Origin of the sequence: Mycobacterium sp. SMC-4 (assembly GCF_025263265.1) — a bacterium.
In the GTDB taxonomy this organism is placed as follows: domain Bacteria; phylum Actinomycetota; class Actinomycetes; order Mycobacteriales; family Mycobacteriaceae; genus Mycobacterium.
This window is the reverse complement of record NZ_CP079869.1, coordinates 3,066,087-3,081,950: the sequence shown is the minus strand read 5'-3', so window position 1 is coordinate 3,081,950 and position 15,864 is coordinate 3,066,087. Positions and strand designations below refer to the sequence as shown.

Annotated in this window: 11 protein-coding genes and 1 pseudogene; 10 read left to right on the top strand and 2 right to left on the bottom strand. The window is 64.3% G+C overall.

The window, feature by feature from the left end:
- Positions 1-82 precede the first annotated feature (82 nt).
- The 5 genes from KXD98_RS14685 (at position 83) to KXD98_RS14665 (ending at position 5,717) form a co-directional block, all read left to right on the top strand.
- Positions 83-838, top strand: a complete 756-nt coding sequence (locus tag KXD98_RS14685) for an SDR family oxidoreductase (RefSeq protein WP_260759119.1) — start codon at positions 83-85, stop codon at positions 836-838.
- 132 nt (positions 839-970) lie between these two features.
- Entirely contained in the window at positions 971-3,757 is a 2,787-nt protein-coding gene (locus tag KXD98_RS14680; protein ID WP_260765202.1) for a LuxR family transcriptional regulator, read from the top strand.
- Between the two features lie 179 nt (positions 3,758-3,936).
- Positions 3,937-4,548 (top strand): sigma-70 family RNA polymerase sigma factor, encoded by a 612-nt coding sequence (locus KXD98_RS14675; protein ID WP_260759118.1) that lies wholly within the window; start codon positions 3,937-3,939, stop codon positions 4,546-4,548.
- 14 nt (positions 4,549-4,562) lie between these two features.
- A complete protein-coding gene (locus KXD98_RS14670; protein ID WP_260759117.1) occupies positions 4,563-5,285 on the top strand; it encodes an SDR family NAD(P)-dependent oxidoreductase in 723 nt (240 codons plus the stop codon).
- 18 nt (positions 5,286-5,303) lie between these two features.
- Positions 5,304-5,717 (top strand): cupin domain-containing protein, encoded by a 414-nt coding sequence (locus tag KXD98_RS14665; RefSeq protein WP_260759115.1) that lies wholly within the window; start codon positions 5,304-5,306, stop codon positions 5,715-5,717.
- 100 nt (positions 5,718-5,817) lie between these two features.
- Here KXD98_RS14665 and KXD98_RS14660 read toward each other — a convergent pair whose 3' ends face one another.
- Positions 5,818-6,729: an MBL fold metallo-hydrolase gene (locus KXD98_RS14660; RefSeq protein ID WP_260765201.1), complete on the bottom strand. Its 912-nt coding sequence runs from the start codon at positions 6,727-6,729 to the stop codon at positions 5,818-5,820.
- Between the two features lie 459 nt (positions 6,730-7,188).
- Between KXD98_RS14660 and KXD98_RS14655 the strand changes: the two genes are divergently transcribed.
- From KXD98_RS14655 to KXD98_RS14635, 5 genes and pseudogenes are all read left to right on the top strand, one after another.
- The gene (locus KXD98_RS14655; RefSeq protein WP_260759114.1) at positions 7,189-8,067 is read left to right on the top strand and encodes a class I SAM-dependent methyltransferase; all 879 of its coding nucleotides are present in this window, start codon (positions 7,189-7,191) and stop codon (positions 8,065-8,067) included.
- Between the two features lie 694 nt (positions 8,068-8,761).
- The gene (locus KXD98_RS14650; protein WP_260759113.1) at positions 8,762-10,120 is read left to right on the top strand and encodes an aminotransferase class V-fold PLP-dependent enzyme; all 1,359 of its coding nucleotides are present in this window, start codon (positions 8,762-8,764) and stop codon (positions 10,118-10,120) included.
- A gap of 837 nt (positions 10,121-10,957) precedes the next feature.
- Positions 10,958-12,061: a site-specific integrase gene (locus KXD98_RS14645; RefSeq protein WP_232004317.1), complete on the top strand. Its 1,104-nt coding sequence runs from the start codon at positions 10,958-10,960 to the stop codon at positions 12,059-12,061.
- Positions 12,058-12,411: a helix-turn-helix transcriptional regulator gene (locus KXD98_RS14640; RefSeq protein WP_043988411.1), complete on the top strand. Its 354-nt coding sequence runs from the start codon at positions 12,058-12,060 to the stop codon at positions 12,409-12,411. Before KXD98_RS14645 ends, KXD98_RS14640 begins: the two co-directional genes overlap by 4 nt.
- 142 nt (positions 12,412-12,553) lie before the next feature.
- Positions 12,554-13,888 (top strand): annotated as a pseudogene (locus tag KXD98_RS14635) (hypothetical protein); the annotation flags it as partial.
- Positions 13,889-14,519: 631 nt separating this feature from the next.
- On the opposite strand, the gene KXD98_RS14630 reads toward KXD98_RS14635, so the two are convergent.
- Positions 14,520-15,689 carry an MFS transporter gene (locus KXD98_RS14630; protein ID WP_232004316.1) on the bottom strand — a complete coding sequence of 390 codons (1,170 nt, stop codon included), beginning with the start codon at positions 15,687-15,689 and terminating at the stop codon, positions 14,520-14,522.
- Between the last annotated feature and the right edge of the window lie 175 nt (positions 15,690-15,864).

The window sequence follows — 15,864 nt, the reverse complement described above, 5'->3', positions numbered from 1 at the left end:
CGTCGTGGGGATGAGTTCGGCACCTGCGATCCGTTCTGGGGGCATGGAAGCAGTGCCATCAGAACAACCAGGGAGGGTCACCATGAAAATCGTTGTCGTCGGCGGAACCGGACTCATCGGTTCGAAGTTGGTGAAGACGCTGATCGAACACGGTCACCACGCCATCGCCGCGGCTCCGTCGACCGGGGTCAACGCTTACACGGGGAAAGGTCTTGTGACGGTCCTGTCCGGCGCAGATGCCGTCGTCGATGTGTCGAACTCGCCGACGCTCGACGCCGCGGCGAAGGAGTTCTTCCAGTGCGCGACGACTAATCTGCTGACTGCGGAGAAGGCCGCCGGTGTGGCCCACCACGTCACGCTATCGGTAGTCGGCACTGATCAGTTAGCCACGCAGAGCGGCTATTTCGATGCCAAGCTTTTGCAGGAGAGGCTGCTTGCCGAGGGGCCGATCCCGTACACGATCGTGCGGGCAACGCAGTTCTTCGAGTTTCTCGAAACCCTTGCCGACGCGGCGACGATCGACGGCAAGGTCCGTGTGCCGCCGGCGTATTTCCAGCCGATGGCGGCCGCGGATGTCGCCGAGGGCGTCGCCACCGCAACGGTCAACGGCCCAGAGAATGGCACCGTGGAGATCGGCGGACCGGTGGCAGTCCTCCTGCCTGACCTTCTGGGCACTGCATTGACCGCCGTCGGTGACAGCCGCACGGTGGTGGCCGACCCGGAAGCCAAGTACTGGGGAATCGATCTGGGCGAGCGCACCCTGGTGCCCGGCCCGGAGGCGACCCTGTTCGACACGCGGTTCGAGGACTGGATCCTCCAGGCGGCCGCCAAGGGCTGAATTGTCCCGAACACGGCGCCGCACAGCCGGGCAACGCCGGGCTAAACTGCAAACTGCCATATTCAGACCGGACCGGACCGGCGCGCGGCAGGGTTGACGGTGGAGGTCCCTGCAGCGGGCGCGGTGATGCCGATGTCAAGCCGGGGTCGGAGAATGCCTCTTCGCGGTCGTGAGACCGAGTGCGCGACCCTCGATGACTTCATCGCAGGTGTCAAACCGGGTAGCTCCCAGGTGCTGGTGTTGCGCGGTGAAGCCGGCGCAGGCAAGACCGCGCTGCTTGACTATCTGGTCAAGCGCGCCCACGACTTCGATGTCGTGCAGATCGCGGGCGTCGAGTCTGACATGGAGCTCGCTTACGCCGGCCTGCAGCAGCTGTGCGCACCGCTGCTCGGGCACCTCGACGTCCTTGCGGAACCGCAGCGTCACGCTCTCGACGTGGCGTTTGGTCGGGCCGTCGGGGCGGCGCCGGACCGCTTCCTGGTGGGGCTGGCAGTGCTGAGTCTGCTGGCCGCGGCGGCGGCAGGCAGACCGCTGATGTGCGTCATCGACGATGCTCAGTGGCTCGACCAGGTGACCGTGCAAACACTGGCGTTCGTTGGCCGGCGTCTGCTCGCTGAGCCGGTCGCGTTGGTCTTCGCGGTTCGTGACAGTCCCGAGCTTTTGGGGGGCCTGCCGGAGTTGACCGTCGGAGGTTTGTCCGTCGCCGACGCCAGGGAGCTCCTCGAATCGGTGATGGTGGGCGGCATGGACTCGCGCGTGCGGGACCGGATCGTCGCCGAGACCCGTGGCTTGCCTCTTGCCATCCTGGAGGTGCCGCGCAGTATTTCTGCCGCGGAACTGTCGGGTGGGTTCTGGATTTCAGGCAAGCGCTCCTCGGCGGCCGCTGTCGAGACGGGCTATGTGCGCCGTGTCCAGGCGCTGCCTGAGAAGACACGACTGCTCTTGCTGGTCGCGGCTGCCGAGCCCATCGGCGATGCCGGGTTGTTCCTCGGTGCGGCAGCTCGCTTGGGAATTCCTGTCGACGCCTTGGGTCCAGCTGAGGCGGACGGTCTGATCGGCTTTGGACCGCAGATGCGGTTTCACCATCCGCTGATTCGATCTGCGGCTTACCGTGCAGCAGACCTGGCCGACCGGAGGGCAGCCCACCGCGCATTGGCCGACGCGACGGACCCAAAATCCGATCCTGACCGCCGCGCGTGGCACGCGGCTCAGGCCGCGGCGGGCCCCGATGACGCGATCGCTGCTGACCTGGAATGTTCGGCAGAGCGCGCCCAACGACGTGGTGGCATCGCAGCTGCGGCGACGTTTCTGGAACGAGCGACGACGTTGACGGCTGATCCGACTATGCGAGCTGCCAGGGCCCTGGCCGCTGCACAGGCCAAACGCGATGCTGCGGACACATCAGCGGCGCACGACTTGTTGACCATCGTCGAGTGCAGCGAACTCTCGGCGGTGCAGCAAGCGCATGTTTCGCGGCTGCGAGCCCAGATGGATTTCGTTCGCAGCCGGTCCGGGGAAACCGGCGCACCGCAAGTCGCCGATACGGCTTCGACATTGCTCGACGCTGCCCGACGGCTGGAGCGCCTCGACGACTACAGCTCGCGGGAGTGCTACCTCGAGGCCATCGCTGCGCTGGTCTATGCCGGACGTCTCGCCGATCCCTCAGTCCTCCAGGAGGTCGCCGAGGCGGCGCTGAACGCGCTCGCCGATACGACAGGTGACCTGCGACCCGTGGATCTCCTGCTCAAAGGCATGGCCCAGCGAATCACCGATGGGCTCCGAAGCGGCGCCGACACGTTGCGCGCCGCGCTCGCAGCGATGTGTGAACAGGCTGACACAGACGCCACCGCAGTCGGGCGGTGGCTGCGGGTGCCCGGCTTTCCGATTCTGCAGGAATCCGCCGCCCACGAACTGTGGGACGAAAAGGCCGTGCGGCACCTTTCGACAGCCGCAGTGAACCACGCGCGCGACGCCGGTGCGCTCGCTGGTTTACCGCGTGCCCTGACCTACCGCGCTGGGGTGCACCTGGTCTCAGGTGAGTTCGCACAGGCCGGGCAACTTCTCGGCGAGGCTGCCTCCATCACCGAGGCAACCGCGGGAATGTCGCCGGTCCGCTATCACTCGGTGTTGTTGGCCGCATGGCGCGGAGACCCCGCGGCGGCCGCCGAACTCGTCGACGCTGCCAACGACGGCACGCTGCGGGGAGAGGGACGACTACATGGCCTCACCCGCTACGCCTCCGCGGTACTGAACAACGGTCTCGCCCGCTATGAAGAGGCATTCGCCGCTGCGCGCGGTGCGTGCGACTACCTGGATCTAGGGTTTCACGGCTGGTGTCTCTATGAGCTGGTTGAGGCCGCCACCCGCTGCGGAGAAGGCGACGCCGCCAAGGAAGCCGTCTCGCGCCTCGTCGATACCGCAGGTGCCAGCGGAACCAACTGGGGCTTAGGAGTTTTGGCCAGCGCACAGGCGATGGTGGCCGCCGGCGAAACCGCCGATGAGATGTTCACCGAGGCCACCGAGCGGCTGAGCCGCACTCCCATCGTCGTGCACCTGGCCCGAACGCGGCTCTTACACGGCGAATGGTTGCGGCGGGCGAATCGACGCACTGACGCTCGGCGCGAGCTGGTCTCGGCACACGAGGCGTTCGACCGTATAGGCGCGCGGGGATTCGCAGAACGGGCCCGGCGGGAGTTGGCAGCCACCGGCGAGAAGGTCCGTAGCCGGCAGACACGCACGGGCGTGGAACTCACCGCCCAAGAGGCGCAGATCGCCCGGATGGCCGCCGACGGACTGACCAACCAGGAGATCGGCGCACAGCTGTTCATCAGTCCCCATACAGTGGAATGGCACCTTCGAAAGGTCTTTCCCAAACTGGGCGTCACCTCGCGCAGGCAGCTACGAGCGCTGACCTTCTGACCGCTCGATAAGGGTATCTCGGTCTGGTGTCGACGCCGAGCTCCCCGGGCCCAGGGATTTCCTGCCGGCACCTACGGACTGGGGATACGCCACTACGGACGACCAAGGGCTCGGATCTGCTGTGTTGTCGCAATTGTGAGATGTGACAGCAGCCAGCATGCCGAGAAGGGCGTCCGAACATGACCGTCACCTATCTACCCACTGCAACCACACCCGACCGCGACCTCGCCACCAGATTCACCCGCGAGGTCGAGCCACTCATCGGCGTCCTCGCCCGCGCGGCGCGCCGGCTGACCCGGTGTGAGGCGGACGCCGAAGACCTTCTCCAGGACACCCTGCTTCGCGCGTACACCGGCTTCCACACCTTCGAAGAAGGCACCAATCTCAGGGCATGGCTATTCCGGATCCTCCATAACCACTGGATCAGCAGCTACCGCGCGAAACAGTCACGAGTCGTCGAGGTGCTGGCCGACAGCGTCGACGAATTCGACCTGGCTGCCAGCGCCTCCCGCCTGCCCGGCAGCGGCCGGTCAGCCGAGTCGGAGCTGCTCGAATCGCTGCCGTGCGGCGACATCAAGGCCGCGATGTCCGCGTTACCGGAAGGCTTCGCCGAGGTCCTGTACTACGCCGATGCCGAGGGTTACACCTACGCGGAAACCGCAGCAATTCTCGGAATCCCGGTCGGAACCGTGATGTCGCGGACTTTTCGCGGCCGCAAGCGGCTGCGCATCACGCTGGCCCACCTGGCTCCTGGCAATACCGAATCCGTCGCCCCATCCGTCGTGGCTTAGATCGAGGAGTCGTCATGGAACTGGCAGGCAAGACGGCCCTGATTACCGGAGGAACAGCAGGCATCGGCTTGGCGTGCGCGCGACTGTTCGCGCGCGAAGGCGCTGGGGTCACCATCACCGGACGTGACGCTGCCCGCGGCGCCACCGCAGCCGCGGGCATCGACGGCGTCGTCCGATTCGTGCGAGCCGACCTCGCAGACCTCGAATCGGTGCGGGCACTCGTAGGGCACGCCGGCGAGGTCGACATCCTCGTCAACAATGCCGCGAGCTTCCCGGCAGCGCTGACTCTCGATCAGCAACTCGAATCGTTCGAGGCGACATTCAACACCAACGTCCGCGGCGCGTACTTCCTGACCGCAGAACTGATACCCGGCATGCTGAACCGAGGCTACGGCAGCATCATCAACGTCACGACAATGGTCGCGTCCAAAGGCGTACCCGGGGCGGGTGCCTACAGCGCATCGAAGGCTGCTCTCGAATCCCTCACCCGGACCTGGGCCGCGGAGTTCGGCCCGTCGGGCATCCGCGTGAACAGCGTCGCGCCGGGTCCGACCAAAACTGAAGGCGTCGAAGCGACTTGGGGAGAAACCAACGAACAGCTGGGGCGCTCCCTACCCCTGAGGCGCACCGCCAGTCCCGACGAGATCGCCCAAGCTGTGCTGTTCTTGGCCTCTCGACGCGCCACATTCATCACCGGCTCGGTACTGCACGCCGACGGCGGCGGCAGCGCGATCTGAGATACACGAAGGAAAGACATGGACACTCGATACGATCCCTCCTGGGAAGACGCCTTGACGGTTCTACAAGAGGTGACGCCTCCGCCCATCCCGTCCGGCGCGCACGCCATGACCGTTGTCGTCGACTACCCGCCGGGCAGCTCCGGCGCCCCACCACACCGCCATCCCAGCGGGCCGGCATTTGGCCTCGTTCTGGAAGGTGAAATGCTCTTCGAACTCGAAGGCCAGCCACCGCGGGTGGTGCGAGCAGGGGAGGCCTTCTGGGAACCCGGAGGCGACGTGATCCACTATTCGGACGCCAACAACCGGGATGACATGAGATGCCGATTCACCGTGACGATGCTCTGCGTCCCGGGCGAACCTATGCTCGTACTCGTCGACGACGAAGAACTGGACGCGCGCAAGCACCTTCGCGTCTCGCCCCACGAGTAATACATGCGCCGAGCACCGGCTAAGACAACACACCATTGCATGCCTCGCGCGGGGGTTCCGAACGCACCGTCGGAACCCCTGCGGTCGGCGACCACGCCCCTCAGAAATCCCACACGGCAGGGACGAACCGGAACCCACTGCCGGCGACCGCGACATGGCAGACCGACGGAAACGGTAGATGCGTTGCCACCAACTGCTCACCGGTGGCCGCCAGCTCCTCGAGGAGACGGACGCGGACGTGTGCCGCTTCAACAGGGTCGTGCTCGAAGCCGTTTTGCCAGTAGGGATTATCGAACGCAGGCTGGAACAGGGCATCACCGGCGAAAGTCAGTGCGTCCCCGCCGGCCTCAACGCGAACGATGCTGTGACCCGGGGTGTGCCCCCCGGTGCGGCGGACCAGCACTCCGGGTGCGACCTCGTACTCGGCTTCGAATGCACGCAGCTTGCTGCGATAAGCGTTCAGGAATCGAGCCGCAGTCCGCCGAAGCACCTCCGGGATTGGATCGGGCATGACAGTGCGTGAAAAATCAGGCGACTCCCAAAACTCGGCTTCAGCTGCGGCCAGATGGACGCGCAGATCCGGCCGCAACCGGTTCCGCAATCCGTCGACAAGCAAGCCACCAATGTGGTCCATGTGTAGATGTGTCAGCACCACGTCGGTCACTGTTGATGGCTGGATCCCGGCAGCGATCAGGCGCATGGCCAACTGACCGGCTCGCGGAAAGTCCGGAAACTCCGTCCCGAGACCGGAATCGATGAGGACAGTCCTGCCGCCGCTTCGCACGACAGCGACGTTCAGCGGCCAGTCCAGCACCTCACGCGGCAGGAAATTGTCATCCAGCCATTCTCGCAGATCGGCAGGCTCGGCATTGGTGGCCAGTGTCGCGGTGGTAATGGGCAGCACACCGTCGCTGATCACCATCACGTCGATATCGCCGACCTTCAGCGCGTATCGCGACGGCACAGGCTCATCGACAGCCCGTGTGTTCCCAGCAATATTCGTCAAGTTCATGGTCTTCCTCCTTTGATTGACATGCACGGAGGCGGTGGACACGCCGTCCGCCCCAACCTGCCGAACGCAGCACCCCCGCCGGAGTTATCCCCGGCAGTCGCTGACAAGGTCGCTGGTTGCTAATCCGCTGGAGAGCCCTCGGAGGGATGGGCGCCAATACTGCTGAAAGCGGCCTGAAAGTGAAATCCTCCTGGGGGACCATGAGAATCAAGATGTCGGTTGCGTTGCATTCGTGAAATCGCCAGGTCGGCAAGCGGCGCAACGGGCAGATGCCGCCGTCGCCCAGCGCTCACGACGGGCCGGGCGGTGTGCCGGTGCGATGGCAGCGCGCGCATCGGCCCCATGGCGGAAATGGTGCCGAAGGATACCCGCTGACCAGGTGATTTCACCGGTCTACAACGGATGCACAACGTCGCACAGTCATCCTTTCACATGTCCTCGATAGGCAAGGAGACTGAAATGACCACCACCGACCTCGACGCGGACCGCGCGCTCAAGGCTAGACATCGCGCGCTGTGGGCCTCAGGTGACTACCCGGCCGTGGCCGCCGAGCTGATCCCGTCCCTGGGCGCCGAACTCGTCAGGGCCTGTGCGGTCCGCCCCGGCGAGCGGGTGCTCGACGTCGCCGCCGGATCGGGCAACGCGTCCATCCCGGCCGCGGCCGCAGGAGCTGTCGTCACTGCCGGTGACCTGACCCCTGAATTGTTTGACGCCGGTCGGCGCATCGCCGCCGAGCGTGGTGTCGACCTGGAGTGGGTCGAAGCAGACGCCGAGGCGTTGCCGTTCGCCGACAACGGTTTCGACGTCGTGATGTCCTGTGTCGGAGTGATGTTCGCCCCGCATCATCAGGGGGCAGCCGACGAGCTGGTTCGGGTGGTCCGGCCGGGCGGCAGAATCGGGCTGATCAACTGGACACCTGACGGATTCATCGGCGGGCTGTTCGCGACGATGAAACCGTATGCGCCGCCGCCACCACCGGGAGCCGGCCCGCCTCCGCTGTGGGGCAGCGAGGACCATGTCCGTTCGCTGTTCGCCGATCACGTCATCGATCTGACGCTGCAGCGCCGGACGGTGCGGATGGACCACTGCGCGACGCCGCTGGAGTTCCGCGAGTACTGGAAGCGCAACTACGGGCCGACCATCGCGGCGTACCGGTTCAATCAGGACCGGCCCGACCGGGTGGCCGCGCTCGATGACGACTTGCTGTCGTTTCTCACCGATCAGAACCGGGCCGACGAGCCGGGCCGCACGGCCTACGACGCCGAGTACCTGTTGGTGACGGCTGTAAAAAAAGGGGGCCGCACCCCAACCCGCGCCGATAAACATCTGTTCAGCTAGACGGTATGGAGGCTGGCTCGGGGCCGAAGGCCTCGGGCTGCAATCGGACGTGGGTTGCCGTGACGAATGAGGATGCGCTGAACGGGGTTTTCGCTTTTGAGGAGTTCCTCTGGAGGTACGTGCGTGCCATCGTCCGGCACCGACCGTCAATTCATGGAAGGGACAGTTCTATGGCCTGGCGTTCACTGTCGGCGGGGGCCTACATAACGTCATAGTGACGAATTAAGCGGTTCACGCTGGACGTCGACAGCGCGGAGTGTCCGCCGCTGTCAAGGTAGTTCTGGGCTGTCGATCGTAGTGTCCGGCGCTGTCGGATAGTCATGGATTCAGAGTCGGCGCCGTGGTTACACCGGTCGAAGATCTGCACGTGCATGGGCAGGGACCTGGGCGGGTGTCACTGTCAGATAGTTCTGGAACGGAGGGCGAGAAATCGGACAGCTATCAGGTTTTCCCGGACTACTCCCAACAGTTCCGGATCGGGCTGTCCGATCCGGAACTTGTTGAGAGGGGAGAATGCGCTGACCTGGGCACTCTCAAATAGTTCTGGACGGAATCGTGGCCGTCTGTCCAGAGCCAACCGAGAGTGTCGGACAGAATCCAGAACGACACGATAGTGCCGGACAAAAGGATAGTTTCGATGGATCAGAATTCTGCCCCGGTTCGAACCGACATGTACGCGGCTCTGCCCAGGGCGATGGAACTGGCGACCGAATACCTGGCGGGTCTCCCACACCGGCCGGTCGATGCGAGTACCAGCTACGACGAAGTAGTCGATGCCCTGAACCGGCCGTTGCCCGACCAAGGCACGAATGCGGTCGCGGTAGTCGAGCAGTTAGCCGCAACTCTAGGCCCGGCAACGATTGCGTGCGCCGGCCCCCGCTACTTCGGCCTCGTCGTCGGGGGAACGCTACCCGCGGCGTTGGCTGCCGACTGGCTGGTATCGACATGGGATCAGACGGCGTACAGCCGGATGTCGTCGCCGGCGGGTGCTGCGATCGATGCCGCCGCCGAGCGCTGGGTTCTTGACGCTCTCGGGCTGCCCACGGACGCATCCGTGGGTTTCGTGACCGGAGCCACGGCGGGAAACGTCGTTGGGTTGCTTTCCGCACGGCACGTGCTGTTAGCGCGGCGAGGTTGGGACGTCGAGGCCGATGGGCTCGCGCAGGCACCCCGTGTTCGCGTGCTGGTGGGCGACGAGGTCCATCCCTCAGTACTGCAGGCGTTGCAGATGATCGGTTTGGGAGCGCGCCGCGTCGAGCGCGTTGCAGTCGACGCACAAGGAGCCATGAGAGCGGACGCGCTCGCCGACGCGCTCGCCGCTGACTCCGACCCCGCCATCGTGTGCGCACAAGTCGGCAACGTGAACTCCGGAGCGTGTGATCCGATGTCAGAGATCGTCGCGGCAACCCACGAGCACGGCGGATGGGTTCACGTTGACGGCGCGTTCGGACTATGGGCTTGCGCATCGCCGCGACTGTCGGCACTGGTTCAAGGTGTCGAGCTGGCCGATTCATGGTCGACCGACGCGCACAAGTGGCTCAACGTTCCCTACGACTGCGGCCTGGCCATCGTTGCCGATCCCCAAGCTGCCCGCTCGGCACTGGGCGCCAACACCAGTTATCTGCCCACTAGTAGCGAGCGCGAACCCGGTGTCCTGGTGCCCGAGATGTCCCGGCGTGCAAGGGCGTTACCCGTCTACGCAGCGCTCGCCTCGCTAGGCAGGGAGGGGCTGCGGCAACTGATCGAACGCTGCTGCGACCATGCCGACCGTCTGGCCCAGATGATCCAGGGCACGCACGGCTTTGTGGTGTGCAACGACGTCGTGCTCAACCAGGTCCTGATCCGTGCTGACGACAGCGACGAGCGCACGTGGCTTGTAGCAGAATTCGTGCGACGCAGCGGAGAGGCGTGGGTCGCGGGAACCGAATGGCACGGTCGAGCGGCGATACGTGTGTCCTTCTCCAACTGGACCACAGCGGATAACGACGTCGACCGCCTCGCTGAAGCGCTGCGGCAATCGCTGGCGGCGGCGCGAAAGGCTCAACAGGAGTAAGGCCAATGCTGCGGCTCAGCTGAGCCGCCAGCAGTGGACGGCCTTCCTGGACGATTGCGCAGACAAGCGCCAAAGCGGCGGCGTCTGCCAGGTGAAGAGACCCAATGGGATTGGCTGGATCTACCGAATCCGCCGGCTTTCCGGGTCAGCTTATGGCTCGACCGGCCGGATGCAGCGACCGGGAATGTCTGTGCAACAACAGATTCCGGTGTCCCGCTAGACCAGGTTAATTTGTCACTGTGACGTAATATTGGCAGTCGGCGGGGAAGCGATAGGGATTCGCCGTCGACCAGTACCTGCCTGCAACCTCGCGTCAGTGCCCTTGTCGCTGCGCTCTGTCTGACGTTTCCAGTCGCCGGCACATTTGCGCTCAGGCCGTCGTGAGATCTGCGCCGACCCCTGGGGCGGGTGTCACTGTCAGATAGTTCTGGAACGGAGGGCGAGAAATCGGACAGTTACCAGGTTTTCCCGGATTACTCCCAACTAGTTTCGGATCGGACACGGACAACTGGCGCGGTCTGAGTCCTCGCTGGTGATACCCCATTGCTGTATGCCGATAAGCGACATTATGTCAGGTAAATCACTGCATTTTCATCCGATGAATCACGCAGCAATCGTGTGACTCTCGCCTACCGACCCGGTACCCATGGATGAAACAGCCTGGACACCAGGGGTTTTCGGTGGATGCGAACGAGTATGCATGACCCCCTCTCCGGCTGGCCGCCGCGACACGCATCGGCGAACGTTCGTTTTGCGATGGACCTACCTGCGGCGATGTGGTAATGATTCATTAGATGATTCAATGATGCATCAGATGAGACGTCCTGGGAGGCTGAATTGCCCGTCGACAAGAGCGGTCGCGTGGTTCTGGTCGGGTCAGTTCCGCTGCTGCATCCGGAGGCCCAAACCGTCGAGGACATGCTCGACGGCTGGCGCAACCAGCAACTGTGCCGCAACCTCGACCACGAGACCATCAGCAAGCGCATCGCCCTGGTGCGCCGCTTCATCGACCACTGCAACGAGTACCCCTGGGCCTGGACACCGGCGATGGTTGAAGAGTTCTTCGCCGATCTGCGCGGCATCAAAGGCCGGGCGCAATCGACCGTGCGCGGCTACCAGAACGGCCTACGGTTGTTCTGCTCGTACATCGCTGATCCGGACTACGGCTGGGATCGGGTATGCGAGCAGCGCTTCGGCACTCACCCTGCGCAAGTGTTCTTCGAGTGGAACACCGCTGCCCACGTCCAAGACAACGAGCAGAATCCGCTCAAGCGGCCCTTCACCAAAAAGGAGCTGCAGGACTTCTTCGATCATGCCGACGAGCAAGTGTCCCTGATTGCCAATGCCCGTAAGAAGGGCTGGCTGCCGGCTTACCGCGACTCGGTGATGTTCAAGGTGGCCTACTCCTACGGGCTGCGCTTCAATGAACTGCGACACCTGCAGACCGTCGACTTCTCGCGCAATCCGCACGCCGCCGAATTCGGGCGCTATGGCGCGGTTCTGATCCGGTACGGCAAGGCCAAAAAAGGCTCACCGCCGAAGCGGCGCACCGTGTTCACGGTGTTCGACTGGACACCCGAAGTCATCGCCGACTGGCTCACCCACGGCCAACCGTATATCGACGACAGCATTGACCTGTTCCCCAGCGAGCGCGGCAGCCTGATCGCTGAGACCACCCTGCTGCGCCGCTTCCGGCGCTACTGCGACGAACTGGATCTGCCGGCCGGACTGGATCTGCATTCGTTTCGCCGCTCGCACATCACCCACCTCATAGAGGACGGCTGGGACGCCAAATTCGTCCAAGACCAGGCCGGCCACGATGTCGCCAGCACCACATCCCTCTACACCGGTGTATCCAGCGACTACCGCACCCGCACACTGCGCCGCATGCTCGATCAGACCGTCAAAGATGCGCTCTCCTTCGGGGAAGAATCATCATGAAACGCGAAGTCGACTACACCTGGCGCCTCGCCGAGCTCATGGCCGCGCATGGCATGCACAACAGCACTGACCTGATCCCCCGCCTGGCCGAACGTGGCATTCAGCTCTCCCGACCCCAGGTCTACCGTGTTGTCCACCAACGGCCCGAACGTGTTTCGCTGCAACTGATGGCCGCGCTATGCGACATCCTCGGCTGTGGCGTGGAGGACCTGGTGACCGTCACTGCCACCGACGTCCGACGCCGGAAGACCGCATCCGGGGCAGCCGCTACCCCGCCGCCGAACGTGGTCGAACTCAACAAGTCGGTCCGGCCACGGCGGGCGCGGGTCATCACCGATGGCCCCGATTAATCCCAAGCCACGATCCAGGCGCCGCGGACGCCCACCCGTCACCACCGGTCACTACGAATGCAGCCGCTGCCATCGCAAGGCCAACACACTGCGCGTCTACTGGCCCGGCGATCAGCTGTGCCACAGCTGCTTCTACACTGCGATGCGCACCCACGGCATCTGCCCCAACTGCGGGCACGACGGCGTCCTTCCCGGCCGCCTCAACCGCACCGACCCACGGCCGGTCTGCCTGACCTGCGCCGCCATCCCCGGCGATTACGCCTGCCGCACCTGCGGCCACGAAGGCGAAATCCACCGCCGCGGCGAATGCGCACGATGCGCTCTACGCGACGACCTGTGCAAAATCCTGCTGCACCATCCCGCCGACCCGGCCGCCATGGAAACCCTCCTCGAAGTGCTCTGCGGCGTCGACCGGCCCGAAAGCATCCTCACCTGGAAGCGCAACATCCAGGTACTGCAGCTCCTCGGCGGAATCACCTCCGGCGCAATACCCCTCACCCACGACGGCCTCGACACCGCCGGCCCGGGCCGACACATCGAACACCTACGCAGCATGCTGGTGCACCACCACCTCCTCCCACCACGCGACGAACACCTCGCACGATTCGAACGCTGGCTCGCCACCAAACTCGACGCCATCGACTCCCCGACAGTGCGAGGACCCGTGGAGCAGTTCGCCACCTGGCACCACCTGCGCCGCCTGCGCAGCGAGTCCAAGCCCGGCCAAGGAACCGACGGACCCAAACGCGCAGCACAACAAGAGATCACCGAAACCATCAAATTCCTGACCTGGCTCGAGCAGACCCACGACCGCACCGCTTCAACCTGCAGCCAGCAGGACGTCGATGAATACCTGGCCTCAGGTCCGACCACCCGCCATTCGATCCGGACGTTCTTCGTCTGGGCCAAACGCAGCAAGATCAACACCTCAATCACCATCGAGCACCGACAAGCCAGAACATCCCCGACCATCACCCAAGACCAGCGCCTCGCGTGGCTCAAAGAACTCCTCACCGGCGACTCCGAGAGTCTTCCCTACCGGATCGCTGGAATCCTGCTGCTGCTCTACGCGCAGCCGTTGACGAAGATCGCCGGCCTGCAGACCACCGCTGTCATCCGGGTAGGCGCCGAGACCCGTATCGCGCTGGGCAAAGAACCCACCCCGGTGCCCGAGCCGTTCGCCTCCCAGCTGCACCATCACCTCTACAACCGGCCCAATCAACGCACCACCGGCGGAGCCATCGCCACGCCCTGGCTGTTTCCCAGCAGCCGGGCTGGCCGTCACCTCGACCCGCAATCAATCATGCATCGGCTTCGATGGCTCGGCATCGAGTTGCTGGGCTCACGCAACAGAGCCCTTCGCGAACTCGTATCGCAAATACCGCCACCGGTCGTCGCCGAAATGCTCGGCTACAGCGACCAAGTCACCCAAAAACACGCCGCCGAAGCCGGCAACACCTGGGCGCAGTACGCATCCGCCACCGATCGGAAGCACACTCCGACAACACCACCTGGACGAACCATGACGACCGACTCTCCGCAGGTTTGCCCCACCGACGACAAAGACGAACCGGACACGGATACCTCCGAGCCCACGTTGTTCGACCTCGATCCCCCGGTTCGGCCCTACGACGTCCACATTGAGTCACTAGGAGCCGCGGCGGCCGCATTCGACGACGCCCGCGGCGCGGTCCAGGTGGCCACGAACGCCCTCGGTCAGGCGCGCGCGACAGCTAAAGCAGCCAAAACGCAGCTCACCGACGTAGTGCTCCAGGCGCATCTGGCCGGCGTATCTTGGGCGAAAATAGGTGAGGCCCTGGGTATCTCGCAGCAATCGGCCTATCAACGCTGGGCTCGACGTTTACGCGAGGACGATAACGCGACAATTCACGATGTCGAGGACGGCGATGAATCCGAAATCCCGATCTCCTAGCTGACACCGTAAACGACCTCAAGCCGCACCCAAGCCGCCGATACCCATCGATGACTCCACGAGCCTTCCACGACCCCATCTCTGAGCGCCGATCCAGCAGACAGACCGATCGCACCGAATACAGCGGAATCACCCCACCGAGGCGCGACTTGCATTGGTGTGAGACGTATTCCACCTAGCTGCCGTGTCTTCGAAGCGCTGATGACGCGGCAATGGCCGCTGCGACCGCGAAACCAGCGACAGCGGTAGCGAGCGTGAATTGCTCACCGAAGGCGCCGATGCACAAGCCGCCCAGGACCGCTCCCAAAGCGCCCATCGTCTGATTAATGGAGCGCCTCGTGGCGTTCACGCGCCCGAGCAGCCGGTCCGGTGTAAGCGTCTGCCAGTAGCCCATCTCGTTGGCATTCTCGATGCCGGCTGCGATCCCTTGGAATCCCAACGCAACGAAAATCACTGCATCGCCCAAACTGGATTCAGGGGCGCAGGCCACGAGCAGCCACGTGATCGGGTATGCGGTGCGCGCCAGAATGATCACCCGTCCCACCCCTATTCGGTCACCGGTCGACGGTGCCAACGAGGCCCCGATCAGACTCGCGACACCGAAGACCGTCAATAGCATTCCGAATGCGTAGGGGGTGAACCCCATGGAGCGCAGGGCCAGCAGGGAAAGCGCTGTCATCGCTGCCCCGTTGGCGAGGAACCATATGTGTGTCGACACTGCCAGCGGACCGAGAGTCCGGTGGCGGTAAGTCCATTTCAGGCCTTCGCCGATCTCGTGACGGAGGTGGCGCGAGCGTGGTTCTGGTTGGGGTTCGGGGGCATGGACGCTCGCAATCAGCACAGCCTCGACGAGGTAACTGATCGCGTCGACGACGATGGCCGCGGGAGCGCCCAAGAGGCCCACGAGTCCACCGCCCATCGCCGGGCCGAGGGTTTGGGCGGCAGCGTCGGCCTGATCGAGACGCGCGTTCGCCGCAACCAATTGTCCCGTCGGTACCAGTCGGGGAAGCAATGATTGCGTGGCGGCGAACCCGAATACCGAGAACGCCCCGAACGCCAGCAACGCGACGACCAGCATCCACATCTGCAGACTGCCGGCCAACCACAGAACTGGAACCAGCCCCAGGCTCAGAGCACGCCCCACGCTGGCCCACACCAGCACAGGTTTGCGGCGCCAGTGGTCGACATACACCCCGGCGACAAGTCCAAGGGCCGCGTACGGAACAAACTGTGCGGCGTTGACCACGCCAACCTCGAATGGGCTGGCACCGAGCAACTGGACGACCAAGACGGGCATCGCGACCGCAGAGATCGCCGACCCGATGGAACTGAGTGCCGCAGCCACCCAAAAACGAACAAAAGCCGAGCGAGTACCTTCACCCGCACTATCCCCCACGACACCACTGTCTCACGGCGAAGAGCAATGATCAGAACCTGTGGATGAGCCTCGGTGAGGGGGCGTGAAAGTGGGCGCACCTTCCCGAGGATGATCTGAATATCCGAAGGTCCGATCATGAGCC